This window comes from Microbispora bryophytorum, assembly GCF_043197435.1.
GTDB lineage: Bacteria > Actinomycetota > Actinomycetes > Streptosporangiales > Streptosporangiaceae > Microbispora > Microbispora bryophytorum.
This window is the reverse complement of record NZ_JBICTF010000003.1, coordinates 103900-129962: the sequence shown is the minus strand read 5'-3', so window position 1 is coordinate 129962 and position 26063 is coordinate 103900. Positions and strand designations below refer to the sequence as shown.

Annotated in this window: 25 protein-coding genes; 15 read left to right on the top strand and 10 right to left on the bottom strand. The window is 69.7% G+C overall.

Annotated elements, in window-relative coordinates; translation table 11 throughout:
• Positions 1 to 108: 108 nt before the first annotated feature.
• Positions 109 to 1425: an ABC transporter substrate-binding protein gene (locus tag ACGFIB_RS10025; protein ID WP_357257317.1), complete on the bottom strand. Its 1317-nt coding sequence runs from the start codon at positions 1423 to 1425 to the stop codon at positions 109 to 111.
• A 23-nt stretch (positions 1426 to 1448) separates the two neighbouring features.
• Entirely contained in the window at positions 1449 to 3713 is a 2265-nt protein-coding gene (locus tag ACGFIB_RS10020) for a TIM-barrel domain-containing protein (RefSeq protein ID WP_357257320.1), read from the bottom strand.
• Between the two features lie 173 nt (positions 3714 to 3886).
• Between ACGFIB_RS10020 and ACGFIB_RS10015 the strand changes: the two genes are divergently transcribed.
• The 3 genes from ACGFIB_RS10015 (at position 3887) to ACGFIB_RS10005 (ending at position 4682) form a co-directional block, all read left to right on the top strand.
• On the top strand, positions 3887 to 4123 hold the full coding sequence (locus ACGFIB_RS10015) for a hypothetical protein (RefSeq protein WP_142573089.1): 237 nt from the start codon (positions 3887 to 3889) through the stop codon (positions 4121 to 4123).
• 24 nt (positions 4124 to 4147) lie between these two features.
• Positions 4148 to 4435, top strand: a complete 288-nt coding sequence (locus tag ACGFIB_RS10010) for a hypothetical protein (protein ID WP_393370252.1) — start codon at positions 4148 to 4150, stop codon at positions 4433 to 4435.
• A gap of 67 nt (positions 4436 to 4502) precedes the next feature.
• The gene (locus ACGFIB_RS10005) at positions 4503 to 4682 is read left to right on the top strand and encodes a hypothetical protein (RefSeq protein ID WP_393370249.1); all 180 of its coding nucleotides are present in this window, start codon (positions 4503 to 4505) and stop codon (positions 4680 to 4682) included.
• 101 nt (positions 4683 to 4783) lie between these two features.
• Here ACGFIB_RS10005 and ACGFIB_RS10000 read toward each other — a convergent pair whose 3' ends face one another.
• The 3 genes from ACGFIB_RS10000 to ACGFIB_RS09990 form a co-directional block, all read right to left on the bottom strand.
• Complete coding sequence (locus tag ACGFIB_RS10000; RefSeq protein ID WP_357021718.1) at positions 4784 to 5875, bottom strand: glycoside hydrolase family 53 protein; 1092 nt, start codon at positions 5873 to 5875, stop codon at positions 4784 to 4786.
• An 88-nt stretch (positions 5876 to 5963) separates the two neighbouring features.
• Positions 5964 to 7199 carry a glycoside hydrolase family 53 protein gene (locus tag ACGFIB_RS09995; RefSeq protein ID WP_393370246.1) on the bottom strand — a complete coding sequence of 412 codons (1236 nt, stop codon included), beginning with the start codon at positions 7197 to 7199 and terminating at the stop codon, positions 5964 to 5966.
• A gap of 91 nt (positions 7200 to 7290) precedes the next feature.
• Positions 7291 to 9378, bottom strand: a complete 2088-nt coding sequence (locus ACGFIB_RS09990) for a beta-galactosidase (protein WP_393370243.1) — start codon at positions 9376 to 9378, stop codon at positions 7291 to 7293.
• Between the two features lie 207 nt (positions 9379 to 9585).
• Between ACGFIB_RS09990 and ACGFIB_RS09985 the strand changes: the two genes are divergently transcribed.
• The 7 genes from ACGFIB_RS09985 to ACGFIB_RS09955 all read left to right on the top strand — a co-directional run bounded on the left by ACGFIB_RS09985 (position 9586) and on the right by ACGFIB_RS09955 (position 15210).
• On the top strand, positions 9586 to 10902 hold the full coding sequence (locus ACGFIB_RS09985) for an ABC transporter substrate-binding protein (RefSeq protein WP_393370239.1): 1317 nt from the start codon (positions 9586 to 9588) through the stop codon (positions 10900 to 10902).
• 2 nt (positions 10903 to 10904) lie between these two features.
• Positions 10905 to 11810 (top strand): carbohydrate ABC transporter permease, encoded by a 906-nt coding sequence (locus ACGFIB_RS09980; protein ID WP_393371443.1) that lies wholly within the window; start codon positions 10905 to 10907, stop codon positions 11808 to 11810.
• The gene (locus tag ACGFIB_RS09975) at positions 11810 to 12688 is read left to right on the top strand and encodes a carbohydrate ABC transporter permease (RefSeq protein ID WP_142573102.1); all 879 of its coding nucleotides are present in this window, start codon (positions 11810 to 11812) and stop codon (positions 12686 to 12688) included. Before ACGFIB_RS09980 ends, ACGFIB_RS09975 begins: the two co-directional genes overlap by 1 nt.
• Positions 12689 to 12732: 44 nt before the next feature.
• On the top strand, positions 12733 to 13734 hold the full coding sequence (locus ACGFIB_RS09970) for a LacI family DNA-binding transcriptional regulator (RefSeq protein ID WP_142573104.1): 1002 nt from the start codon (positions 12733 to 12735) through the stop codon (positions 13732 to 13734).
• 80 nt (positions 13735 to 13814) lie between these two features.
• Positions 13815 to 13946, top strand: coding sequence for a hypothetical protein (locus ACGFIB_RS09965; protein ID WP_308424429.1), 132 nt, complete (start codon positions 13815 to 13817; stop codon positions 13944 to 13946).
• 375 nt (positions 13947 to 14321) lie between these two features.
• Positions 14322 to 14489, top strand: coding sequence for a hypothetical protein (locus tag ACGFIB_RS09960; protein WP_167748358.1), 168 nt, complete (start codon positions 14322 to 14324; stop codon positions 14487 to 14489).
• Positions 14490 to 14574: 85 nt separating this feature from the next.
• Positions 14575 to 15210: a pyridoxamine 5'-phosphate oxidase family protein gene (locus ACGFIB_RS09955; protein ID WP_357245828.1), complete on the top strand. Its 636-nt coding sequence runs from the start codon at positions 14575 to 14577 to the stop codon at positions 15208 to 15210.
• Between the two features lie 36 nt (positions 15211 to 15246).
• On the opposite strand, the gene ACGFIB_RS09950 is transcribed toward ACGFIB_RS09955, so the two are convergent.
• Positions 15247 to 15969 carry an SDR family oxidoreductase gene (locus ACGFIB_RS09950; RefSeq protein ID WP_142573108.1) on the bottom strand — a complete coding sequence of 241 codons (723 nt, stop codon included), beginning with the start codon at positions 15967 to 15969 and terminating at the stop codon, positions 15247 to 15249.
• A gap of 73 nt (positions 15970 to 16042) precedes the next feature.
• On the opposite strand from ACGFIB_RS09950, the gene ACGFIB_RS09945 reads away from it, so the two are divergent.
• From ACGFIB_RS09945 to ACGFIB_RS09935, 3 genes are all read left to right on the top strand, one after another.
• Positions 16043 to 16609, top strand: a complete 567-nt coding sequence (locus ACGFIB_RS09945) for a TetR/AcrR family transcriptional regulator (RefSeq protein WP_393370232.1) — start codon at positions 16043 to 16045, stop codon at positions 16607 to 16609.
• Positions 16610 to 16810: 201 nt separating this feature from the next.
• On the top strand, positions 16811 to 17245 hold the full coding sequence (locus ACGFIB_RS09940) for a type III secretion system chaperone family protein (protein ID WP_167748359.1): 435 nt from the start codon (positions 16811 to 16813) through the stop codon (positions 17243 to 17245).
• 191 nt (positions 17246 to 17436) lie between these two features.
• Entirely contained in the window at positions 17437 to 17619 is a 183-nt protein-coding gene (locus tag ACGFIB_RS09935; protein WP_393370229.1) for a hypothetical protein, read from the top strand.
• A gap of 4 nt (positions 17620 to 17623) precedes the next feature.
• Here ACGFIB_RS09935 and ACGFIB_RS09930 read toward each other — a convergent pair whose 3' ends face one another.
• The 3 genes from ACGFIB_RS09930 to nrdR all read right to left on the bottom strand — a co-directional run bounded on the left by ACGFIB_RS09930 (position 17624) and on the right by nrdR (position 22007).
• Complete coding sequence (locus ACGFIB_RS09930) at positions 17624 to 18250, bottom strand: NADPH-dependent F420 reductase (RefSeq protein WP_142573114.1); 627 nt, start codon at positions 18248 to 18250, stop codon at positions 17624 to 17626.
• Between the two features lie 256 nt (positions 18251 to 18506).
• Complete coding sequence (locus tag ACGFIB_RS09925; protein ID WP_393370225.1) at positions 18507 to 21422, bottom strand: vitamin B12-dependent ribonucleotide reductase; 2916 nt, start codon at positions 21420 to 21422, stop codon at positions 18507 to 18509.
• A 120-nt stretch (positions 21423 to 21542) separates the two neighbouring features.
• Positions 21543 to 22007 (bottom strand): transcriptional regulator NrdR, encoded by a 465-nt coding sequence (gene nrdR, locus ACGFIB_RS09920; protein ID WP_142573118.1) that lies wholly within the window; start codon positions 22005 to 22007, stop codon positions 21543 to 21545.
• A gap of 431 nt (positions 22008 to 22438) precedes the next feature.
• Here nrdR and lexA point away from each other — a divergent pair, with 431 nt between their 5' ends.
• Together lexA and ACGFIB_RS09910 are read left to right on the top strand one after the other, a co-directional pair.
• The gene (gene lexA, locus ACGFIB_RS09915) at positions 22439 to 23155 is read left to right on the top strand and encodes a transcriptional repressor LexA (RefSeq protein ID WP_167538760.1); all 717 of its coding nucleotides are present in this window, start codon (positions 22439 to 22441) and stop codon (positions 23153 to 23155) included.
• A gap of 87 nt (positions 23156 to 23242) precedes the next feature.
• The gene (locus ACGFIB_RS09910) at positions 23243 to 24337 is read left to right on the top strand and encodes a MalY/PatB family protein (RefSeq protein WP_393370222.1); all 1095 of its coding nucleotides are present in this window, start codon (positions 23243 to 23245) and stop codon (positions 24335 to 24337) included.
• A gap of 9 nt (positions 24338 to 24346) precedes the next feature.
• On the opposite strand, the gene ACGFIB_RS09905 is transcribed toward ACGFIB_RS09910, so the two are convergent.
• Entirely contained in the window at positions 24347 to 26029 is a 1683-nt protein-coding gene (locus ACGFIB_RS09905) for a cellulase family glycosylhydrolase (RefSeq protein WP_393370219.1), read from the bottom strand.
• Between the last annotated feature and the right edge of the window lie 34 nt (positions 26030 to 26063).

The window sequence follows — 26063 nt, the reverse complement described above, 5'->3', positions numbered from 1 at the left end:
ACGGAGGAGTCACGTGCAGACCTTTCCAGAAGGAAGGGGTCCGGCGGCGAAGACCGGTCAGGTAGCCCCGCCGCCGGGGTCGGAGGGAAAGGCGGTCCCGCGCCGGGACTAGCCGCCGATGTCGGCCAGGTTGTCGTCGTACGGCTGGGCGATCTCGTCCAGGACCTCTTCGGGCTTCTTGTTGCCGTTGATCAGCTCCTGGACGCCGGCGACGAGCACGTCGTAGTAGCCGGGAGCCGGCCAGTCAGGGTAGAAGGCCAGCCCGTCCTGCGTCGAGAGCTTGTTGAAGTTCTCGATGAGCTCCTTGTTCTGCTCGTCGGTGATCGCGGCGGGGTCGGCCGCGACGGGGATGCCGCCGGAGTTGCCGAGCAGGTTCTGGGTCTCCTTCTTCATCGTGATGTCGATGAAGTCGTAGGCGAGGTCCTTGTTCTCGGACTTCTCCGGCACGACCCAGATGTTGCCGCTGGAGCCCGGGGCGAACTGGCCCGGCCACAGGAAGGAGCCCCATTTGAAGTCCTTGATCTCCTCCTGCATGCGGCCGAACCACCAGCTTCCCGACACCATGATCGGGAACTTGCCGCCGATGAACGCCACGCCCATGTCCTCGGCCTTCATCCCGGCCGAGTTCTTGGCGATGTAGCCCTTCTTCACCCAGTCGGAGAAGGTCTGGGCGGCGTAGGTGAACTGGGGGCCGTGGAAGTCGACCTTGCCCTTGTAGAGCTCGAAGGAGTCGATCCAGGCGCGGTCGGCCTTGTTCAGGGCGAGCAGGTAGAACAGCTGCTGGGCGGGATACTCGGCGCCCGCCATCGCGATCGGGGTGGTGCCCTTCTTCGCGAACGTGTCGAGCGCGGCGGTGAACTCGTCGAACGTGGTGGGCACCTCGACGCCCGCCTTATCGAACATGTCCTTGTTGTAGTAGACCATCACGTACTCGCCGTAGTTCGGCACGCCGAACCACTTGCCCGAGCCCATGATGCCCCGCTCGTCATACTTCGCGGTGGTCTGCAGCGACGGGCTGAGCAGCTTGTCCCAGCCGCGCTTGGTCGCCTGCTCGGTCAGGTCGGTGAGCAGGCCCTGCTTGGACAGCTGACCGGCCGTCGCGTTGCCCTTGTTGTACTCCATGATGTCGGGCGCCTCGTCGGAGTTGAGGACCATCGACGCCGTCTTCTGGATCTGCTCGAAGCCCTTCTCCTCGAACTTCACCTTGACGCCGGGGTGGCTCGCCTCGAACTCCTTCATCGCCTGGGCCCAGGCGGTGCCCATGGCGCTGTTGCCGGTCTCGTAGTGCCAGAGGGTGAGGGTCTTGCCCTCGGCGGAGCCACCGCTGCCGCTATCGGATTCGTCAGAGGATCCACCGCACGCGCTGAGCGCCAGCGCGGCCGCGGCCAGTGCCGCCACCGCCGCGCTCCTGCCTACTGCGAACATGGTCTTTCTCCAGGGGGGTGTGTCTAGTTGATGACGACCGGGACGCCGGGGCCCACGAACTCGACGCCGTCGATCTGCTTGGGGCCCTCGGCGGTGACGACCAGCCTGTCGCCGTCCCGCACCGCCGTGACCGTCGTGTCCCCGTCCAGGTCCCTGATCGTCGTACGGCTCTCGCCCTCCGGCGGGCCGAAGGCGAGCAGCGAGACCCGGGGGTCGTCGGCCACCGTGACGCCCGGCTCGGCGACCGGGATCAGCGAGCCGTGCCGTACGAACAGCGGGATCTGGTCGAGCGGCGGCGACACCGTGACGTAACGCCCGCCGTCGACGGCCTCCCCCGTCCAGTAGTCCACCCACACCCCCGAGGGCAGGTAGACCTTCCGGGTGCCGTCGGCGGAGGTCATCGGGGCGACGAGCAGGTCGGTGCCGAGAAGATACTCCAGGTCCGCCTGCCAGGCCACCGGGTCGTCCGGGTGGTCGACGCACAGGGCGCGCAGCATCGGCGCACCCGTCTCGGCTGCAGTGACGGCCGCCGAATAGATGTACGGCATGAGCCGGTAGCGCAACCGCAGGGCCTCGACGGCGGCCTGCTCGGCGTGCGGCGGGAACTCCCAGGGCTCCCGGGTGGTCGTGCCGTGGAACCGTACGAGCGGGGACAGCGCGGCGAACTGCGACCAGCGGATGTAGAGGTCCGGGCTGGGCGTCCCGCTGAAGCCGCCCGCGTCGTGGCTCCAGAACGGGATGCCGGACAGGCCGTGCGAGAGGCCGCCCCTGATCGTGCTGCCCATCGCGGGGTAGGTCGTGTCGGAGTCTCCGCTCCACTGGGCCGAGTGGCGCTGACCGCCGAGGTAGGACGAGCGGGCCCAGACCAGGCCGTGCCCGTTCACCTCGCGGGTCACGTCCGCGACGATGTCGTTGAACAGCAGCGCGTAGACGTTGTGCAGCTCTGTGCCGGTCATGCCGTTGAATGCCACGGCGTCGGCGGGGACGCCCTCGGCGAAGTCGGTCTTGAACGCCGCCACGCCCTCGCGCAGGCGGTCGCGCAGCAGGCCCTTGAACCACTTCACCGCCTCCGGATTGGTGAAGTCCACGATGCCGCAGGCGGGGTAGGAGCCGTGCCAGGTGTCGGCGACGTACGTCTCGCCGTCGGGCCGCCTGAGGAAGTAGCCCTTCCGCGCCGCCTCGGCGAAGGCCGGGCTGAGGTGCGAGATGTAGGAGTTCATCCAAAGGCAGACCTTGAAGCCCTGGTCCTTGAGCGTGGCGAGCATGCCCGCCGGGTCGGGGAACGTCTCGGGGTCCCACTGGAGGTCCGACCAGTGCCCGTCCGCCTGCCAGTAGCAGTCGAGGTGGAGCACGTCGCAGGGGATGCCCCGCTCCCTGATCTTCGTGGCGCGCTGCAGCACGCGCTCCTGGCTGTCGCGGAAGAAGCCCGAGGAGATCCAGGTGCCGAACGCCCACTTCGGCGGCAGCTCCGGCCGGGAGGTCAGCCCGTCGAACCGGTCGAGGATCTCGGCGGGGGTCGGTCCCGCGATCACGTAGTAGTCGACGAGGTCGTCGGGCACGATGATCTGCACGGCGCTGTGCGTGGACTGGCACATGTCGAATTCGACGGGCGTGCCGCTGTCGACGCAGATGCCGTATCCCCTGCTGGACAGGTAGAAGGGCACGTTCTTGTACGCGCGCTGCGACTCGGCCCCGAAGGCGTCGAAGTTCCACATGAGCGGGCGCTGGCCGCGTTTGTCGAGCGGAGTGAACGACTCGCCGAAGCCGCCGAACGCCTCGTCCGCCGGGGCCACGAACGTGTCGTGGTAGGCGACGGGGGCGCCGTCCACCGTGGAGCGGCCGAACGGCAGCGTGCGCAGCCGGCCGCTGATGTCGGGGTGGCCGGGGTCCTGCTCCACCAGCGTGCGGCCGGCCCGGTCGGTGAAGCGCAGGTTCCACGGGTTCAGCCGCACCTCGGCCCGCAGCGACCCGGCGTCGACGATCACGCGGCTGTGGCTCGCCTCCACGACGGCCTCGCCGTACTCGCCGGGGGTGACCATCGAGATCGCGCGGGCGGATCGGGTGCGCGCGTCGGGGTCCTCCGACAGACGCACCCGGATCACCCCCTCACCAGCGACCGTGATCTGCACGACGAGCGTCTCCTCCGCCGAGGTGGAGCCCTTGAGCGTCACGCCCTTCCCGTCGGAGGCCACCACCTCGGCGCTGGTCAGCGCGGACAGGCCCTCCTCCCCCGGCTCGCGCACCGGAAGCTCGGGAGGATCCGCCACGAAGAACTCGCGCGCGATCAATGGGGGACGATACGGCATTGCGGCACTCCATCGGCTCATCCGGCGATTTGGAGTTAGTTTGCCGTCCATCCCAACAAAGGTCAATGGCTCGGAGTCGCTTCGGACTGTCCGAGTTGTTCCGATTTGTGTCTGTCTGGGGTAACGTGACGGCAATCCCCGGCTTGGTAGGTGACATGGACAGGTTCGTACACGTGATGCCGCTCGACGACGTGATCGGCCACGAGGGCAGCCCGGAGTGTGTCTGCGGCCCCGGCGGCCAGCCCGTCACCGCCGCCGACCTCGGCGAGCCGGTCCCGCACACGGAGAGCGCGACCGTAGCGCTCGGCTGGTCCCACCCCGCCGTCGGCGTGATCTACCAGCACCACGCGCTCAGCCCCTGCCACGAATGGGAAGCCATTCCCGAACCCTGAGGGCTTTTTACCGCGGTGATGGCCGTGATCGTGGAGGTCCAGCAGGGCCGGGACGCCGGCAAGCGGTTCAGCTGGCCGGTCTATGTCACGACGTTGCGGTCACAGCACAAGTGCGACACCGCACTGCTGGTCATCTGCCCGGATCGATCGACGGCCCGATGGTGCGAGAGGACGATCCACCTGGGCCCGGGCGGCGCCATCACCCCGCTGGCGATCGACCCCGGCCGCATACCGCTGATCACCGACCCCGACCAGGCCCGCGCCAGCCCGGAGCTCGCGGTGCTCTCGGCCGTGGCGCATCCGGCGCGATGATGACCACCATTCAGGACTTCGACTACCTCGGCGAGAAGTACTTCTCCCACTGCTGGCCAAAGGCGAGGTGAGAGGTGAGGCGAAAGGCGAGATCAAGTCGATCTTCTCCGTGCTGGACGCCCGGGGCCTGGAGATCTCCGACGACGCCCGCGAGCGCATCCGCCGGTGCGAGGACCCGGACCAGCTGGACGCCTGGGTCCGCAGGGCCGCCGTCATCACCTCGGTCGACGAGCTGTTCGCCGAATAGTGCGCTGCCGGTGAGCGCACGACAACGCGGCCCGGCCGGTGTGCCGGGGCGGGCCGCCCGGGGGATGCATCCCCCGGGCGGCCCGCTCGATGGTCAGTCCGTCACGGGGTCCACCGGACGTTCGGGTTGATGTGGCCGGTCCAGTTGAAGACGGCCATGTTGTCCCAGCCGTCGCCGGTGCCGTTGATGTTCGCCGGGTCCCAGCCGTTGCCGGGCACCGCGTACCAGGTCGGCTCCCAGTAGAAGACGCCGATGGCGCCCGCGTTGCGGGCGGTGTTCTGCACCGCCGTGAACTCCGCCCCCTGCCCCTGCCAGGTGAGGCCGTACCCCGAGCATCCCGACGTCACCGAGTTGCCCTCCCAGTCCGCGTTGTCGGAGGTGAACGGGTAGGCCGTCTCGGCGATGACGACCGGCTTGCCGTAGCGGGACCGCACGTCCGAGATCACGTTGTACAGGTTGGACAGCGTGCCGTGCCACATGCAGTAGTACGACAGGCCGGTGATGTCCCACGGCACGCCCTTGGCCCTGATGCCGTCGTAGAACCAGCGGGCGTGGGCGTCACTGTCCGCGTCCGCGGTGTGGATGATCACCTGCGTGCCGTAGTTGCACGCCTTGGTCGCGTTGTAGCCGGCCTTGAGCAGCAGGCTCAGGTTCGTGAAGTCGTTGTTGACGACCTTGCCGTCGTTCCACAGCATGCCGACGTTGATCTCGTTGCCGATCTGCACGCTGTCCGGTGTCGTGCCCTGCGCCTTGAGGCTGGAGCACACGTCGTAGGTGTAGTCGTAGACGTCGGTCTGCAACTGGCCGATCCCGTGGCTCGCCCAGGCGGCGGGCTTGTACTGCTTGCCGGGGTCCGCCCAGGTGTCCGAGTAGTGGAAGTCGACGAGCAACTTCAGCCCCTTGGCCTTGACCGTCCTGGCGTACTGCAGGACCTTGGCCTTGTTGTTGTAGCCGCTGACGGGGTTGTTCCAGATCCGCAGCCGGACGTAGTTGACGCCGACGCCCTTGAGGATGTCCAGCGGGTCCCTCTGGGCGCCGCTCGCGTCGTAGTACTTCGCGCCCAGGTCGAGGGAGCGCTGCACGGAGGAGACGTCGGCTCCGAGCATGGTCAGTGGGGTGGCGGCATGCGCCGGTTGCGCGGCGGGGAGCACCGCGGCGGCGCACAGGACGAGTGCCGCCAGGACTCTGTTCATGGGTCCTCCGGTTGAGGAGAGGATGGGTGGACGCCCCCGATACCCCCGCCGTGACAAGGTCAGGTCGTCACGACGAGGGAGCCTTGACTCAGCGGCGGGCGAACTCCCGCAGCGCGGGCAGTGCCCGGTCGTCGAAGCCGAACAGAGCCTGGTTCTCCCAGGCGTTGCCCGACGCCGGGTCGGCGGGATCCCAGCCGTTGCCCTTCACCCCGGTCCAGGTGGCCTCCCACCAGAAGGCCCCCAGCCCGCGCCCGCCGGGCACCGCCCGGACGATGTTCATCAGGTCCCGGGCGAACGCCGCCTGGCCCGCGGGAGTCGCCGGATATCCGGGGTAAGGCTCGGCGGATGCGACGGTGTTCGCCCAGCCGTCGTCGTCGCCCGTGGTGAACGGGTAGGCCGTCTCGGCCACCACGACCGGCTTGCCGTACCGGGCGGCGACGTCGTTCAGGTTGGCCTGGAAGGCGGCCATCGTGCCGTGCCAGTACGGGTAGTACGACAGCCCGATCACGTCGTAGCGGATGCCGTTGGCCGCGGCGTTGTCGAACCACCACCGGTAGAGGCCGTTGTCGCCGCCGTCCGCGAGGTGCAGCACGACCTTGGTGCGGCCGGAGACCGCCTTGACCGCGTCGTATCCCGCGTTGAGCAGGGCGGCGAGTTGCGGCCAGTTGTCCCAGCGGCCGTCGGGCCACAGCAGGCCGCCGTTGAGCTCGTTGCCCACCTGCACCATGTCGGCGGTCGTGCCCTGCGCCTTCAGCGCACTCAGCACGTCGTAGGTGTGGTCGTAGAGCGCCTGCTTCAGCTCGTCGAACGACAGCGACTCCCATGCGGCGGGCTTGTTCTGCTTGCCGGGGTCGGCCCAGGAGTCGGAGTAGTGGAAGTCCACGAGCAGGCCCATGCCGAGCGCCTTGGCCCGCTTCGCGACCGCCAGCACCCGGCTCCTGTCGTTGTAGCCGTCGGCGGGGTTCACCCACACCTTGAGCCGGATGTAGTTCAGCCCGTCGTGCCGCAGGATCGCCAGCGCGTCGCCCCGCCGCCCGTTCGCGTAACGGTACGCCCCGCCGAGCGCCTCGGACTTGGCGAGGCTCGACACGTCGGCGCCCCGGATCGGGAGCGGAGGCCCGCCGCCCGGCCTCGGGCCGCCGGTGTCTGGAACCGCGGCGTCCGGAACCGCGGTGTCTGGAACCGCGGCGTCTGGAACCGCGGCGTCTGGAACCGCAGTGTCCGGAACCGCGGCGTGCGCGGGCGCGGCGGCGGCGATGGGTGGGGTGAGTGGAGCGAGGAGTGCGGCGGCCGCGCACAGCAGGGCCGCCAGGTGTCTAACCATCGGATCCTCCGGTCAGGAGAGGACGTCAGCGGAAATCCCCCGGGTCCCCGGCATCACGCCGCCGCGTCAGGTGCGGCACGACGCCGGGCGCTCATGTGCGGACGACCACGACGCCCCCGGCGGGCACCGTCGCCGAACCGTCGTACGCGGCGCCGTCGAGCACGCCGGCGCCCCTCACCCCGTCCACCGTCACCGGCGCGTCCGCGTGGTTGATGAGGAACAGATGGTCGCCCCTCCGTACGAGTTCCAGCGTGTCGGGCAGGCCGCGCGGCCGGGACACGCCCGCGTGGTCGAGCACCTCCGCGACGAGATCGCGCAGGCCGGACTCGGCGTCCATCGCGGTGGACACATACCATCCGCTGCCCGCACCCAGGTCGTGCCGGGTGACGGCGGGATGCCCGGCGTCGGGCCCGTCGGCGAACTCCCGCACGGTCCGCGCCCCCGCCGGCCGCACCCGCTCGGACCATATCCGGCCGGTCGCACTGGGCTTGAATGGCTCCGGCTTGAACGACTCGCGCCCAGGCGATTCGGGCCCAGGCGACCCGGGCCAGGATGACTCGGGCCCGGGTGACTCGGGCCCGGGTGACTTCGGCGGCCGCAGCGCGACCGTCTCGTGCTCGCGAAGCGGATGGAACTCCTCGACGGCCACGCCAAGCACCTCTCGCAGCGCCCCGGGGTACGGCCCCGGGTGGATGGTGTCGTTCTCGTCCACAATGCCGGAGAAATATGACACAAGCAGGTGCCCGCCCGCCTCCACGTAGCGGTGCAGGTTCTTCGCCGGCGCCTCGCCGAGCAGGTAGGAGCTGGGCGCGACGACCAGCCGGTACGGCGACAGGTCGGCCGATGGGTGCACGAAGTCGACGGTGACGTGCTCGCGCCACAGCGCCTCGTAGTAGGCCTCGATCCGTTCCCGGAAGCGCAGGTCGGCCGAGGGCCGCCACTCGAATTCGAGCGCCCAGTAGGACTCCCAGTCCCACACGACGGCGACTTCGGCCGCCACCCGCGCGCCCCTGACTCCGGCGAGCCTGCCGAGGTCAGCGCCGAGCGCCACCACGTCGCGCCAGATCCGGGAGTCGGAACCGGCGTGCGGCACCATCGCCGAGTGGAACTTCTCCGCGCCGTATCGGGAGGCCCGCCACTGGAAGAACATCGCCGAGTCCGAACCGCGCGCCACGTGGGCGAGGGTGTTGCGGCGCATCTCCCCCGGCCGCTTGGCGAGGTTGCGCGGCTGCCAGTTGACCGCGCCCGTCGAGTGTTCCATCAGCATCCAGGGGCGGCCCCCGGCGACCGACCGGGTCAGGTCGGCGGCCATGGCGAGCTCGATGTGCGGATCGGCCCTGGCCGAGTCGAGGTAGTGGTCGTTGGCCACCACGTCGACCTCGGCCGCCCAGCGCCAGTAGTCCATGGGCTTGCAGTTGGGGATCATGAAGTTGGTCGTCACGGGCAGGTCGCTGAACCGCCGGATCGTCTCGCGCTCCCTGCGGAAGCAGGCGATGTGCGCGTCGACCGAGAACCGCATGAAGTCGAGCTGGAGCCCGGTGAGCAGGCCCACCGGCGCGGCGGCGGGCGGATCGACCTCCTCGAACGCGCCGTAGGTCAGCCCCCAGAAGGTGGTGCCCCAGGCGGCGTTGAGCGCGCCCACGTCCCCGTACCTGTCCTGCAGCCACGCCCGGAACGCCTCGGCCGACGCCGGGCAGTAGCAGTGGGCGTTGGCCCAGCCGTACTCGTTGTGCACGTGCCACATCGCCAGGGCGGGGTGGCCGGCGTACCGCGCGGCGAGGGCGGCGACGACCCGCTCGGACGCCGCGGCGTAGTCGGGGGAGCTCGGGCAGAAGCTGTGCCGGGAGCCGCCGCCGAGCACGTGGCCCTCCCTGTCCACCAGGCGGCTGCCGGGATAGCGGCGGCGGAACCACGTGGGCGGCGAGGAGGTGGGGGTGGCGAGGTCGGCGTACACCCCGGCCGAGTGGAGCAGGTCGAGGATCCGGTCGAGCCGGGAGAAGTCGTACTCGCCCTCCTGTGGCTCGATCAGTCCCCAGTTGAAGACGCCGACGGTGACCAGGTTCACCCCGGCCTCGCGCATCAGGCGGACGTCCTCCCGCCACACCTTCTCCGGCCACTGCTCGGGGTTGTAGTCCCCGCCATAGGCGAGACCCTCGGGCAGGACGGGATATCCGGGCACGTCTCCCCCCTCGATTCTCCTTCTGTGAACGTGCACAGTAGCGCACAACCGTTCCACCGAGAAGGTTCGATCGATTAGCGCTGATCAGCGAGGGTCGCTAACAACCGCGTAACGACCATTGACAGCATGGAAGGGACCTTTCAGTCTGTGAACGCTCCCAGACAGATCCGCCTCTTGCCCCCCTCCCCCACCTGCCTGGAGGAACATATGCGCGTGAACCGGTTAGCACTGGCGGCGGTCGCGATCCTCACCGCCGCGCTCTCGACGGCCTGCTCGGGCGGCTCCGACGAGCCGTCCGCCGAGGCAGCGAGCCAGAGCGCGGCGCCGGCCGGACCGGTGAAGCTGACCTACTGGACCTGGGTTCCGAACATGGACACGATCGTCGCGGTGTGGAACCAGGCCCACCCCGACATCCAGGTCACGGTCAGCAAGCAGGCGGGGGGCGATGACGCGGCGGCCAAGTTCCTCACCGCCGCCAAGGCGGGCAACCCGCCCGACCTGGTCCAGGCCGAGTATCAGATGCTCCCCTCCTTCGTCGCCGCCGACGCGGTCGCCGATCTGAAGGCGGAGACCGCGCAGGCGAAGGCCGAGTTCGGCGAGGGCGTCTGGGGGCTGGTGACCCTCGGCACCGACGCCGTCTACGCGGTCCCCCAGGACAGCGGGCCGATGATGCTCTACTACCGCAAGGACCTGTTCGAGAAGTACGGCATCGAGGTGCCGAAGACCTGGGACGAGTACGCCGAGGCCGCCCGCACCGTGCACAAGAAGGACCCCAAGGTCTTCCTCGGCACGTTCTCCAGCAAGGACCCAGGCTGGTTCGCCGGGCTTTCCCAGCAGGCGGGCGCGCAGTGGTGGTCGATCAGCGGCGACGCGTGGAAGGTCGCGGTGAACGACGAGGCCACCACGAAGGTCGCCTCCTACTGGGGCGGCCTGGTGAAGGAGGGCGTCATCGACGGCATGCCCTACTTCACCCCCGAGTGGAACAAGGCGCTCAACGACGGCAGGCTGCTCACCTGGCCGTCGGCGGTGTGGGGCCCCGGCGTGCTGTCGAGCAACGCGCCGAAGGCCGCGGGCAAGTGGGCCGTCGCCCCGCTGCCGCAGTGGAACGCGGGTGAGAACCACAGCGGCTTCTGGGGCGGCTCCTCCACCGCCGTCGCCGCCAAGTCGCCCAACAAGGCGGCCGCCGCGACGTTCGCCACCTGGCTGAACACCGATCCGCAGGCGCTCGGACTGCTGATCAAGGAGGGCGCGGTCTACCCGGCCTCCGCCAAGGGCGCCGCGCTGATGACCGAGGCTCCCGACTACTTCTCCAACCAGCCCGACTTCTGGAAGCAGGCGGCCGACATCGGCGCCACCGCCCGCGGCTTCACCTTCGGCCCGAACGTCAACGTGACGTACAACGCCTACAGAGACGCCTTCGACAAGGCCGTCGCCGACAAGTCCGACTTCGCCGCCGCCGTTCAGGGCATGCAGGACGCCACCGTCGCCGACATGCGCAAGTCCGGCTTCACCCTCGCCCAGTGACGATGCGATCCACGAAGACAGGCGCCCGCGCCGGCCGTGCGGGCCGTGCGGGCGCCGTGCCCTACCTGTTCCTCGCCCCGGCGATGGCGCTGTTCACGCTTTTCATGGCCCTGCCCATCGGCTACACGATCTATCTGAGCCTGCGGCGCACCAAGGTCTCCGGCCTGGGCCTCGGCAAGGGGGCCCGCACGGAGGTCTTCGCCGGGCTCGCCAACTACGCCGCCGCCGTCGGCGACGGCGAGCTGTGGGCCGGCTGGCTGCGCGTCCTCGGATACGGCGCGCTCGTGCTGGCGCTGATGCTGGGGCTCGCCCTCGTGTTCGCGCTCATGCTCGACACGGCGCACGTGCGGCTCGCCCGCCTTACCCGGATCTCGATCTTCCTGCCGTACGCCGTGCCGGGGGTGGCGGCGACGCTGATGTGGGGCTTCCTCTACCTGCCCAGCCTCAGCCCGCTCGGCGAGCACTCGTTCCTGAGCGCCGGCCTGGTGACGTTCTCGATGGCGAACGTGGCGGTCTGGGGCGGCACCGGCTTCAACATGCTGGTGCTCTACACGAACCTGCGGGCCGTGCCGCGGGAGTACTACGAGGCGGCCAGGATCGACGGCGCGAGCGAGCTGGGCATCGCGCTGCGCATCAAGATCCCGATCCTGGTGCCGTCGATCACCCTGACCACGGTGTTCTCCGTCATCGCGACCGTCCAGGTGTTCACGGAACCGACCACCCTGCGTCCGCTGACGAACACGATCAGCTCGACCTGGAGCCCCTTGATGAAGGTGTACCGCGACGCGTTCGTCACCGGCGACCTGTACTCCGCCGCCGCGACGTCCATGGTGATCGCCGGGATCTCCCTCGTGCTGTCGTTCGGCTTCCTGCGGGTCGTGAAGAACCACGCGTTCGGGGAGAGCTGATGGCCGCCGCGCTGCCGGGGTCCCGCGGACCCGCCCGCCCGTCGCCGCGCCGACCGCTGGGGCTCGCGCCGACCGGGGTGCTCGTGCTCGGCGCGATCTACACCCTGTTTCCGGTGAGCTGGGTCGTGGTCGCGTCCACCAAGTCCGAGGGCGAGCTGTTCTCCACCTCGACCTTCGCGCCCGGCACCGGGCTGCTGTCCAACCTGGCCGACCTGTTCGCCTACCGCGACGGCGTCTTCTGGCTCTGGCTGCTCAACACCCTCCTGTACGCCGGGGGCGGCGCGGTGCTGTCGACCGCGGTGTCCACGATCTCGGGGTACACGCTCGCGAAGTACTCCTTCCCCGGCCGCGGCCTGATCTTCAACCTGCTCATCGGCGGCATCCTGGTGCCGTCGGTCGTGCTGGCGATCCCGCAGTATCTGCTGTTCTCCAAGGCGGGCCTGGCCGGCACCTACTGGTCGGTGCTGCTGCCGCAGATCCTCCACCCGTACAGCATCTATCTGGCCAGGATCTACTCGCAGGCGGCGGTCCCCGGCTCGCTGCTGGAGGCGGGCCGCCTGGACGGCGCGGGCGAGTGGCGGCTGTTCCAGCGGGTGGCGCTGCCGCTGCTGACGCCGGGCATGGTGACGATCTTCCTGTTCCAGTTCGTCGCGATCTGGAACAACTTCCTGCTGCCGTTCATCATGCTGGGCGACGACCAGAGGTTCCCGCTGACGGTCGGCCTCTACACGCTGCTCGCCGCGGGCGCCGGCCAGCCGTCGCTGTACAACCTGATCATCACGGGGACCATGCTGTCGCTCATCCCGCTGATCGCGCTGTTCCTCACGATGCAGCGCTATTGGCGTACGGACCTGTCCGGCGGGGCCGTGAAAAGCTGATGGGCGCGGGGAAACACGCTGATCCGCGGGGGGAAAATACGACCATGGCGAAACGTCCGACCATTCATGACGTGGCCGCGGCGGCGGGCGTCTCCCGGGGCACCGTCTCCCGGGTGCTCAACGACGACCGGTACGTGAGCCCCGCCGCCCACGCCGCCGTGCGCCGTGCCATCGCCGAGACCGGCTACATCGTCAACCGCAACGCGCGCAGCCTGGTCACCCAGCGGACCGGGTCGGTGGTGATGGTGCTGTCGGAGCCGCACGAAAAGGTCTTCGAGGACCCCAACTACAGCACCACGATCCGTACGGCGATCCGGCGGCTCGGCGAGCGGGACGTCTCCCTCGTCATCATGCTGGCCGGGGACGACGGCGACCGCGAGCGGGTGGTGCGCTACGTGCGCGGCGGCCACGCCGACGGGGTGCTGCTGATGTCCACGCACGCGGGCGACCCGCTCGTGGACGAGCTGGAGTCGCTGCGCATCCCGGCCGTCGCCTGCGGCGCGGTGATCGGCAAGGAGAACGTGATCCCCTACGCCGCGGCCGACGACCGCGAGGGCGCCCGGCAGATGACCCGCTACCTGGTCGAGCAGGGCCGCAGGAAGATCGCCACGATCACCGGTCCGATGGACACGCCGGGCGGCATCCAGCGTCTGGAGGGCTTCGCCGACGTGCTCGGCAGGAAGGCCTCCAGAAAACTGATCGAGCACGGCGACTGGACCCAGCTCAGCGGCGAGAGCGCGATGGCCCGGCTGATCGAGCGCACGCCCGACCTCGACGCGGTCTTCGTGGCCTCCGACCTCATGGCGGCCGGCGCGCTGTCCACGCTGCGCGCGGCCGGACGGCAGGTGCCCGGCGACGTGGCCGTGGGCGGCTTCGACGACTCGTCGGTCGCCGCCACCACACACCCGCCGCTCACCACGATCCGCCAGCCGCTCGCCGAGGTCGCGGAGGAGACCGTACGGCTGCTGCTCACGCTCGTCGACGGAGGCGGCCCGGTGGACCCGGTGATCCTGCCCACCCGCCTCATCGTGAGGGAGTCGGCCTGACTCCTCCGTCAGGGGATGTCACACCCTGAGGAGGTGTCGCGTACGGGCTGCTCGGCAGCCTCGACGAGGCCACGGACGTTGTGCAGGACGCCTGGCTGCGGCTGCGCTCCGCCACGGCCGCCGACGGCGGTGAAGAGATCAGGGACGTGACCGGCTGGCTGGTGGTCGCGGTGCCATCATCACCGGGCCCGTCCTCGCCTCCCCCATTCTGACCGGGCCCGTTCTGTCCGGGCCCGGACAGAACGGGCCCTCCTCACCGAGGTGGCGCCGGACCCCGCCGAGCCGGCTGAGTGAAAACGGGAGGACGGCGGCACGCGGGGCGAATAGTCTGCCTAACATCATGGAAGGAGGAACGCCATGAGACGTCGCACGATCCGCACGCCCCGCCGCGTCCGTCGTCCCGTCGCCGATCTCGACCTGCGCACCCCCTCCGGACGGCCGCTTCCGTACTGAACCGTGCCTATGCGACCGGCTGGCCGAACAGGGCCGGAGGCGTGTGACGCCGGAGGCTTTACGCCCGTTTTACCGGTTCTGCGATATCTATACCGGAAAGATCACGGAACCATCACGGTCGGGGGGAAACGAACATGGTCACGGTGGTGCCGTCGCTCGCCAAGGTCAGGGACATCACAACCGCACTGCGCCGCAGGCCCAAGCGGGACAGGACGGACCGGAAGATCGTCGATCTCAAGGCCTACACGGGCGGGAACGTCATCCGGTTCCCGAGGACGTCCGGGCCGACGTCCGCCGCCTGAGCCGGTTGTCCGCAGCTGTCTACGAGACGGCCCGTCCGGCGTTCCGCCGGACGGGCCGCAGGCTTTTACTGGTTGAATTCCCCTCATGGGTGATCTGTCGGCAACCGAGCGGACCCGGCACCGCCGGCTGCGGGAGCAGGGCCGCACCGACCGGGAGGTGTTGCTCTCGGTGCTCCGCGCCGGGTTCGTCTGTCACCTCGGCGTCGTCGTGGACGGCGATCCCATGGTGGTGCCGACGGTGTACGGCTACGACGACGACCATCTGTACGTGCACGGCTCGGTGGCCAGCCGCAGCCTCACCCGCGGCACGACGGTCTGCGTGACGATCACCCACGTCGACGGCCTCGTGCTGGCCCGGTCGGTCTTCGAGCACGGCGTGAACTACCGCAGTGCGATGATCTACGGCGTCCCGCGCGTGCTGGAGGGCGACGAGAAGCTCGCCGCCCTGCGGCTCCTGACCGAGCATGCCACCCCCGGCCAGTGGGACTACGCCCGGCAGCCGAACCGCAAGGAACTGGCCGCCACGACGATCCTCGCGGTCCCGCTCGCCGAGGCGTCGGTCAAGGTGCGCGAGGGCCACCCAGACGACGCCGACGACCCGCACGACGTGTGGGCCGGGATCCTGCCGCTCACCCGGTCGTGGCAGGCTCCCCTGACCGACCCGCAGGCCGCCGCCCATCCCGTCCCGCCGCACATCCTCGCCCGCACCACACCCCACTGACCCCGGCGCCGTACGGCCTGTCGCGGCGGGCCGCCGTCACGACTGGACGCTCGGCTTGAGGCGGACGCCGCCGTCGACGGTCAGCACCGTGCCCGTCGCGTAACCCGTCTCGATCAGGTACGCGATCGCGTTCGCCACGTCGGCGGGCGTGCCGATCCGGCCGACCGTGGTGGCGGCGGCGAACCCGTCGAGCACGCCCTGCCGGTCGTCCCCCAGCCAGTCCCACCATTCGGTGTCGACCACACCGGGCGACACCGCGTTGACCCTGACCGGGGCGAGCTCCACCGCGAGTCCCGGGACCATCGACTCGATGGCGCCGTTCACCGCCGCGAGCCCGGCCACTCCGGCCAGCGCGTTGTTCGCGCTGGCCGCCGCCACGAACGTCAGCGACCCGTCCCGCCGCAGCGCCGCAAGCGCCGCCTGGGCGGCGACCACCTGCGCGATCAGCTTGCCCTCCAGGGCCCCGCGCAGGTCGTCGGGCGAAAGCGACCGGAACGGACCGGCCCCCTTCCGGCCGGACACGTTGAGCACCACATGGTCCACCGGGCCAACCTCGGCGAACAGGTCCCGCATCGCCTCCGGGTCGCGGGCGTCGGCCACCACACCGGAGCCCCGCTCCCCGATCTCCTTGACCGCCCGCTCCAGCCGTTCCGGCGTACGGCCGGTGACGACGACCTCGCGGCCCGACGCTGCCAGCCGTACGGCGGTGGCCAGGCCGATGCCGCTCGTGCCCCCGACGATCACCACACGTTCACTCATCGAACTCTCCTTGATACGAGACATCATGCCTCGAAACCCTAAATCGAGACACGGTGTCCTGTAAAGTGGCGGCATGGTGGGGAGGCCACGCAGCGAGCAGGCACGCCGGGCGATACTCGAGGCCGCGCTGCGGCTGTGCGAGCGCGACGGATATCCGAACGTGACGCTGAAGGGCATCGCCGAGGAGGCGGGAACCGGCAGGCAGACGCTCTACCGTTGGTGGGACACCAAGGCCGACGTGCTGCTGGAGGCGATGACCGACCTCGTCACAAGCGCCCGGGCTCCCTCGGAGACCGACCTGGAGACGTTCCTGCGCGAGACCTTCGCGCTGGCGGACGGCGTGGTCGGCAGAGTCGTGGCCGGCCTCATGGCGGAGGCCCAGAGCGATCCGGCCCTGGGCGAGCGGCTGCGGGAGCGGCTGATCGGCCCGCGGCGCGGCGCCCTGCGTGCGGTGCTGGAGCGGATGCCGCCACCCCCCGGCGCCGACCTTGACCTGTTGATCGACATGATCTTCGGGGTCATGTGGTATCGGCTGCTCAACCGGCACGCCCCGCTCGACGCCGCCCTGGCGGGGGACATCACGGCGCTCGTGGCCGGGATCGCCGCACGCCCGGGGCCCCCCGGAGACTTCCCGGGCTGACGCGTCTCCACGAGACGGCGACTCCGACGACCGCCCACCACGCACGCCCACACCCACGGTCAGGGGGGCCTGGCCTGCCCCGTTCAGGGCGGTGAAGCCGTGGACAGGCGGAGATGTGGAGATGTGGCCACTGGACTCCTCCGCCGGATCGTCTGTCACATCCGCCTCATTGCCGACCGCCCGATGCGGCAGGATGGAGCGGTGACGCCTTCCCCAGCGGTCGTCCAGCCGGACCGGGACCTCCTTGAGGAGATCCTCGACGAGCTGGACATCGAGCACACGATAGATACAGAGGGCGACCTGGCGATCTCCACCGCCTACCTCACGATCTTCTTCCTGTTCGGCAAGGAAGGAGACCTGTTCACCGTGCGGACCTTCTACGAAAGGAACTACTCGGTGGACGACAAGCCGATGCTGCTCACGGCGCTCAACGAGTGGAACGCGGACACGATGTGGCCGAAGGTGTACGCGTTCACCCAGGACAACGGCACGATCCGGCTCGTCGGCGACTCGCAGGTCTACATCGGGGCCGGCGTGACCAGGGAGCACCTGACCACGATGGTGGCCCACTGGGTGAGGTTCTCGATCAAGTTCCATCGCTGGCTGACCGACCGGCTCGCCTTTGAAGCCGACTGACCAGGACCGGCTGACCAGGACCGGCTGAGCAGGTCCTGCTGACCAGGACCTGCTGACCAGGACCTGCTGACCAGGACCGGCCGACCAGCACCGCCTGACCAGCAACTCCGATCTCGGCCACCGCCGCCCGCGCGGACGGGACGTCGGGCGGCGCGTGGAAAGAGCTGCCGATTCCCGGGGAGTACGTCCAGGTGCCCGGCGCGGTGGGCGACGGGCGCAACGTCGCCGGGCTCTACGGCGCGGTCGCCGCCGACCTGCGGACGGGCGAGGGGCGGGTGCCGGACTTCGCCCGCGGCCTGCGTCTGCACGGCCTGCTCGACGCGATCCGCCGCTCCGCGGAGACCGGCACCCGCCAGACGTTCGCCCCGGCCTGATCCGTCAGCCTCGCGCGAGGGCGTCGCGCAGCTCGGCGGCGGTGAGCCGGGGGCCGTAGGCGGGCTTGTCCCGCTGGAACCGCCGTCCCTCCGCGAGCGGGCCCGCGTCCACCACGTCGAAGCCGAACGAGTCGGTCAGCTCGGTGACCACCTTCTTGGCCTCGGCGTCGTCGCCCGAGATCGGCAGCGCCCGCCGGTTCTCCGCGCCCGCGGGCAGACCCTGCTCGGCGAGGTGAGCGAAGTTGATGGAGTTGAACGCCTTCACGACCCGCGACCCCGGCAGATGCGCGGCGAGCACCTCGCTGTCCGTGGTCTCCCCCGCGTCGATCTCGGGGAAGTGACCGTCCCGCTCGAAGTAGTAGTTGTTCGTGTCAATGACGATCTTGCCGTCCAGCGGCTCTACCGGCACCTCCCGGTATCTGCCGAAGGGAATCGTCACGACCACGATGTCCCCCGCCGCCGCGGCCTCGGCCGCGGTGGCCGCGCGTGCGTTCGGGCCCAACTCGGCGACGAGTTCGGAAAGCGTGTGCGGCCCGCGGGAGTTGCTCAGCACCACCGAGTGCCCGGCGTCGACCGCCAGCTTCGCGAGGGTGCCGCCGATCTTCCCACTGCCGATGAGTCCAATAACCATGGCTGGGGCAACACGGCCGCCGCCGGTGTCATTCCCCCGGCCGGCGTGTCGTGAAGGACGACGACGGCCCGTTCGAGAAGGTCCCGTCGCTGGTCAGGCCGGTCCGGGGTGAACTCCCCCACCGGCCCGCGCTCGCATCACCGGCCACCCGGACCGCGTGACCGCCACGGTCCATGACGGATGCCTCCCACCCGCACCCGGGTGGGAGGCATCCGTCATGGGCAGATCACTGGAGCCCTGCCCGGTCTTTCCGGGCTCAGCTGCAGCCGCTGGTGCTGCCGCAGCCCTCGCAGACGTAGCAGCTGCCGGCCGGTCGCATCTTCGTGCCGCAGGTCATGCACAGCGGCGCGTCCGCCGTACGGCCCTGGTGGCTCTCCAGCGAGGCGCCGACCCGGCGCGGCTCAGGCACCGCCACCGGCACGACCTGCCCGGCGGACGGCCCCTCGGCGGGCTTGGCCTCGACCGGCGCCGGCTGCGCCTTCTCGACGGGCACGGCCTTCCCGTTCTCGATTGGCGCCGACTGCGCCAGGGCGGCGGTGTCCAGATCCTGGAGCGCGGCCGGGTCCTCGCCGCGCTGCTGCGCGGCCCGCTCGGAGGCGGAGAAGATGCCCAGGGCCGCCCGGTCCTCGTACGGCAGGTGGTCGAGCGCGAGCCGCCGGAAGATGTAGTCCATCACCGACTGCGCCATCCGGACGTCGGGGTCGTCGGTCATGCCCGCCGGCTCGAAGCGCATGTTGACGAACTTCTGCACGTACGTGTCCAGCGGCACGCCGTACTGGAGACCGATCGAGATCGCCACGGAGAAGGCGTCCATCACGCCCGCGAGCGTGCTGCCCTGCTTGGACATCTTGAGGAAGACCTCGCCCAGGCCGTCGTCAGGATAGGACGAGGCGGTCATGTAGCCCTTCGCGCCGCCCACGGTGAAGCGGGTGGTGGTGCTCGGCCGCTGGTTCGGCATCCGCCGCCTGGTCGGCCGCGCGACCTCCACGACCTGGACGATCGGCTCCTTCTCGGCGGACGCCTCGGCAGGGGCCTCCCCGGAGGCCTTCTTCGCGATCGACAGCGGCTGACCGACCTTGCAGTTGTCGCGGTAGACGGCCAGGGCCTTGAGGCCGAGCTTCCAGCCCTCCAGGTAGACCTGCTCGATGTCGTCCACCGTGGCCGACTCCGGCAGGTTCACGGTCTTGGAGATGGCGCCGGACAGGAACGGCTGGACGGCCGCCATCATCCGGACGTGGCCCATCGAGGCGATGGCCCGCTCGCCCATCGCGCAGTCGAACACCTCGTAGTGCTCCGGCCGCAGGCCGGGGGCGTCCACGACGTGACCGTGCTCGGCGATGTACTCGACGATGGCCTCGACCTGCTCCTCAAGGTAGCCGAGCCGGCGCAGCGCCCGCGGGATCGTCTGGTTGACGATCTGCATCGAGCCGCCGCCGACGAGCTTCTTGAACTTCACCAGCGCCAGGTCGGGCTCGATGCCGGTGGTGTCGCAGTCCATCATCAGGCCGATGGTGCCGGTCGGGGCCAGCAGCGACGCCTGGGCGTTGCGGTAGCCGTTCCGCTCGCCGAGCTTGAGGCACTCCTGCCACTGCCGGGTGGCCTCGGCGTGCAGGTCCTTGTCCATGGCGTCGAGCGTGCGCAGGTCGTCGTTGGCCGCGGCGTGCTTGCGCATGACCCGCTTGTGCGGCTCGGCGTTGCGCTGGTAGCCGTCGTACGGGCCGACGATCCCGGCGATCTCGGCCGAGCGGCGGTAGGACACGGCGGTCATCAGCGAGGTGATCCCGGCCGCGATGGCCCGGCCGCCGTCGGAGTCGTACGCGTGGCCGGTCGCCATCAGCAGCGCGCCCAGGTTCGCGTAGCCGATGCCGAGCTGGCGGTACGCCCGGGTGGTCTCGGCGATCTTCTCCGTCGGGAAGTCGGCGAAGGTGATCGAGATGTCCATCGCGGTGATGATCAGCTCGGTGATCTTCACGAAGGCGCCGACGTCGAAGGAGTCGTCGTCACGCAGGAACTTCAGCAGGTTGATCGACGCGAGGTTGCACGAGGAGTTGTCCAGGTGGACGTACTCCGAGCAGGGGTTGCTGGCCGTGATGCGCCCGGTCTCCGGGCAGGTGTGCCAGTCGTTGATCGTGTCGTCGTACTGCAGGCCGGGGTCGGCGCACTCCCAGGCGGCCTGGGCCATCTTGCGGAACAGCGACCGCGCCTCGACCTCTTCGATGACCTCTCCGGTGAGCCGGGCCCGCAGGCCGAAGCTCCCGCCGGCCTCGACGGCGCGCATGAACTCGTCGGAGACCCGCACCGAGTTGTTGGCGTTCTGGTACTGGACGGACACGATGTCCTTGCCGCCGAGGTCCATGTCGAACCCGGCGTCGCGCAGCGCGCGGACCTTGTCCTCCTCGCGCGCCTTGGTCTCGATGAACTCCTCGATGTCGGGGTGGTCCACGTCGAGCACGACCATCTTGGCCGCCCTGCGGGTGGCGCCGCCCGACTTGATGGTGCCGGCGGAGGCGTCGGCGCCGCGCATGAAGGAGACCGGGCCGCTGGCCGTGCCCCCACTGGACAGCAGCTCCTTGGACGATCGGATGCGGGAGAGGTTGACCCCCGAGCCCGAACCGCCCTTGAAGATCACGCCCTCTTCCTTGTACCAGTCGAGGATCGACTCCATCGTGTCGTCCACGGCCAGGATGAAGCACGCGCTCACCTGCTGGGGGGAGAGGGTGCCGACGTTGAACCACACCGGGGAGTTGAAGCTGAAGATCTGGTGGATCAGCGCGTGCTTGAGCTCGTGGTCGAAGATCTCCGCGTCCTCGTCGGAGGCGAAGTAGCCGTTCTCGACGCCGGTCCTGGTGTAGACGCCCACGACCCGGTCGACGAGCTGCTTGAGGCTCGACTCGCGCTGGGGGGTGCCCACCGCCCCGCGGAAGTACTTGGTGGTGACGATGTTGGCCGCGTTGACCGACCAGGAGTCCGGGAACTCCACGCCGTGCTGCTCGAAGTTGACCGAGCCGTCCCGCCAGTTCGTCATCACGACGTCGCGCCGCTCCCAGCGGACCTCGTCGTACGGGTGAACACCCGGGGTGGTGAAGATGCGCTTCATCTTCAGGCCCTTGCGCGGGCGCTTGCCCGGCCGACCCCCCGCACCCGATACGGTGCCGCTCACGGTCTCCGTCATGACTTCCCCCTCCCAGGGCCCGATGGAGCCCCTTCTCCGGACCACGCTCGTTATAACCACATCGTCGCGCCGCGCCGTCGCGCGCCGCCGCCCGCCTCGTCCCGGTCCCCCGGAAGGCGCCTACTCCTCGCCCGCCGTGCCGTGGGCCACGCGGAGCCGCTCGATCTCCGCCTCGAAGTCCGCAAGCGTCTCGAAGCTGCGGTAGACCGACGCGAAGCGCAGGTAGGCCACCTCGTCGAGGTCACGGAGCGGGCCCAGGATGGCCAGGCCCACCTCGTGGGAGGCGATCTCGGCCGCGCCGGTGCCCCGGATGCTCTCCTCGACGCGCTGCCCGAGCTGGGCGAGGGAGTCCTCGCCGACCGGGCGTCCCTGGCAGGCCCGCCGCACGCCGGCGATGACCTTCTCCCGGGAGAACGGCTCGGTGACCCCGCTGCGCTTGCTCACCATCAGCAGTACGGTCTCCTGCGTGGTGAACCTGCGCCCGCACTCGGGACAGGTGCGCCGGCGACGGATCGCCGCCCCGTCCTCGGCCGCGCGGCTGTCCACGACCCGGGTGTCCGGGTGGCGACAGAACGGACAGTGCACGTCATCGCCTCCCTGAACGCCCATCCTGAACACAAGGTGTGGTGAACTTACACCGGTGTGACTACTAGATGTTGTGGTCCAACCGTAGGAGCGCCCGACCTTGAACGCAAGTCGAACCGGCGTTGGCCATGGAAGTTCCTGTTCGGCGCGCGTGTCGCGCCTCCAGTCACGGCCGCACCACCTGCCCCACCGGCGCGGAATACGCCCTTTACCCGCCTTTCCCCAGCCCATTTCCGCACGGCCCCTGACCTGGGCGTACTGCGGCCAGAGAAGATCGGGTAAATCGAACACGGGATCGATCGAACTCCCGTACGATGAGGTGGACGGCGAGATCGGTGATTTCGCTGGATATCGAACAATTGTTTGACGGCGATCTTGAATCGCGGTACGGTCGCTCTGTGCGACATGAGGAACACGGATCGAGAGGTGGCATCGTGAGTGACCGAAGTGAGCAAGCGGATGGCGTCAGCGACCTCGCGGTTCGCAGGCGCGACTCGCTTGGCCTCACCCCCAGGCAGCGGAAGATCCTTGAGGTGATCCGCGACTCGGTCCAGCAGCGCGGCTATCCGCCGTCCATGCGGGAGATCGGGGAAGCGGTCCAGCTGACCAGCACCTCCAGCGTGTCGCACCAGCTCACGGCGCTCCAGCGTAAGGGCTACCTCCGGCGTGATCCCCATCGGCCCCGGGCCCTGGAGGTCCGGCTGCCGGGCGAGCCGGTGCTGTGGGTGGACCCGGACGCCACCTCCGAGGAGGAGGCCGGGTTCAACCGGCCCACCGCGGCCTACGTGCCGCTGGTCGGCCGCATCGCGGCCGGTGGGCCCATCCTCGCCGAGCAGAGCATCGAGGACGTGTTCGCGCTGCCCAAGCAGCTCGTGGGCGAGGGCACGCTGTTCCTGCTCCAGGTCTCCGGCGACTCGATGATCGAGGCCGCCATCGCCGACGGCGACTGGGTCGTGGTGCGGCAGCAGCCGGTCGCCGACAACGGCGACATCGTGGCCGCGATGATCGACGGCGAGGCCACCGTGAAGACGTTCAAGCGCAAGGACGGGCACGTGTGGCTGGTGCCGCACAACCCCAACTACGAGCCGATCCCGGGCGACGAGGCCACCGTGCTCGGCAAGGTCACGGCCGTCCTGCGCAAGCTGTAGCCGCGCCGGCGCCCCGCGGTACAACGCACCGCGGGGCGCGGCGGCCGCCTTTCAGGCGGTCAATTATCGGCAATTAGGGTGAGTCGGGTGAAACTTGACTCACTGTCCCTGGACGCGGCCCGCCGGCGTGACGGAATCAAATGGGCCCACGCCGCATCCGGCGTCATCCCCGCCTGGGTCGCCGACATGGACTTCCCCGTGCCCGAGGCGGTCACGGAAGCGATCGCGAGACGTGCCGCCACGGACCTCGGCTATCCCGCCTGGCTGGAGGAGCCCACCGCCGGGCCCCTGGCGGAGGCGTTCGCCGAGCGCATGGAGGCGCGGTACGGCTGGCGAGCCGATCCGGCGCACGTGCGGTCCTACACCGACCTCAACCAGGCCCTCCAGGTGCTGCTGCACGTCATGACCGACCCCGGCGACGCGGTGGCGCTGCACGTTCCGGCCTACGACCCCTTCCTCACCACGATCACCGCGATGAACCGCCGCCTGGTGCCCATGCCGCTGACGGCCGACGGCAGGTTCGAGGTGCCCGGTGCGCCCGTCCGGGTGCTCCTGCTGGTCAACCCGCAGAACCCGTCGGGCCGCTCGTTCACCCGTGAGGAGCTCGATGCGGTCGCGGCGTACGCCGACCGGCACGGCACGCTGGTGATCTCCGACGAGATCCACGCCGACCTGACGTACGCCCCTGCCCGGCACATCCCGTTCGCCACGATCCTGCCCGAGCGCACGGTCACGCTGACCTCCGCCAGCAAGGCCTTCAACATGGGCGGACTGCACTGCTCGGTCGCCCACATCGGCGCGAAGGACGCCAGGGACGCGCTCGGCCGCCAGCCCGCCCACATCTACGGGGCGCCCAGCGTTCTCGGCGTGGAGGCCACAGTCGCGGCGTGGCGGCACGGCGACGCGTGGCTGGAGGAGGTGCTGGCGATCCTGGACCGCAACCGCAGGCGCATCGCCGAGCGGCTCCCGTCGGTGGGGTACCGCATGCCCGAGGCCACCTATCTCGCGTGGCTCGACTTCGGCGTGCCCGGCGCGGCGCACTTCCTCGAACGGGAGGCCCGGGTCAAGCTCAACCCGGGCCCGAACTACGGAGGCGGCGACACCTTCGCCCGCCTCAACTTCGCGACCTCGGCGGCGATCCTGGAGGAGATCCTGTCCAGGATCGCCGCCGCACTGACGTGACGCGCCCGCTCAGCTCGCCGTGCAGGTCACCGTGGACGGAACGCCGTTGCTGCCGGACCAGCTGCCGTTGAAGCCGAACATGGTCGAGGCCCCGGCGGCCAGCGTGCCGTTGTAGGACATGTTCGTCACCGTGACGTTCGACCCGCTCGCGCTGAGCGTGCCGTTCCAGAGCTGGCTGATGCTCTGGCCGTTCGGGAAGGCCCACTTCACGGTCCAGCCCGAGATGGCCGAGGAACCCGCGTTGACCGTGACCTCACCCTGGAAGCCGCCGGGGTACTGGTTGGCGACCTTGTAGGTGGCGGTGCAGGTCTTCCCGCCCGGCGACGAAGGAGACGCCGACGGCGACGCGGAGGGAGAGGGCGACGGCGACACCCTCGGCGAGGGCGAGGCCGACGGAGAGGGAGACGGTGAAACCGACGGGGAGACCCTCGGCGAGGGCGAGGCCGACGGCGACACCGGCGGCGACGGGTTGACGCCACCGGTCGGCGGGATCAGGTAGGGCGAGATGATGCTCTGCTTGGCCTGGTCGACCGTCGCCCAGTCGTCCTTCAGGATGCCGCCCGTGTCCCCCGAGTTGGGGTTCCACGACCAGTAGGTGAACGACATGCCGTTCACCCCGCTGCCCATGTACTTCATGAGCTCCTGAAGCCAGACCTTGTCGATGTTGCTGGCGAGCGTGGTGCCGAACTCGCCCACCATGATCGGCGCGATGTTCTGCTTGTACAGGTAGCCCCAGTACTTGTCCCAGATGGCCGGCATGTTGGCCGGGTACGACGGGTCGTCGAACCAGGTCTGGTGGAAGACCGAGGTGGCGTACTCGTGGGGCGAGTAGACGAGCCGGTTGGCCACGTTCAGCCGGACCGGGTACTGCCCGGCCTTGGTGAGGTTGCCGCCCCACCAGCCGCAGTCCTCGTCGTTGCTGGTGTCGTTGTCCCAGACGTTGGACAGGCCGCCGCTGGGGCAGCTCACGCCCTCCACGAAGATCAGCCAGTTGGACTGCACGGACAGGATGGCGTTGCCCGCGCGCTCGGCCGCCAGGCGCCAGTCGCGCGACTCGTCGCCACAGCCCCAGCAGGAGCCGGTCGCGTTCGGGTTGGTGCCGTCCGCGTGCGGCTCGTTGTGCAGGTCGGCCCCGATGACGGTGGTGTTGCCGGCGTAGTGCTGGGCCAGCGACTTCCAGTCGTTGATCCAGGTGGACTCGGGGACGCCCGAGGTGTACCACAGCGCCGTCTGGCCCGCGCTGGTCGGCCGGTGCCGGTCGAGGATGATCCGCATGCCCTTCTGGCCCGCGTAGTCCACGACCTTGTCGAGGATCTGCAGCGGGGACAGGCCGATCAGGTCGGGGTTGGAGTAGGTGTTGACGCTCGTCGCCTGCGCGCCCGGCTTCAGCGCGTCGTCGGAGAACGGCACCCGGATGGTGTTGTAGCCCAGGTTCGCCATGAGGTCGAGCTGGCTCTTCCACGGGTTGTTCGCCCACAGCCCGTGGAAGGTCTTGTTGTCGGTCTCCATGCCGAACCAGTTGATGCCGGTCAGCCGGACCGTGGCGCCGGTGCTGTCGACGATCTTGTTGCCGCTGGTGTGCAGGTAGCCGGTGCCCGTGCCGGCGGCGTTCGCCGGCGACCCCGTGACGACGAGAACCGTCGCCGCCATCGCGGCGGCCGTTGCCAGCCCGCCGAGAATTCGTCTGTACAAGACGTGCCTCCCACGTGGGGCACGCACGCCGACG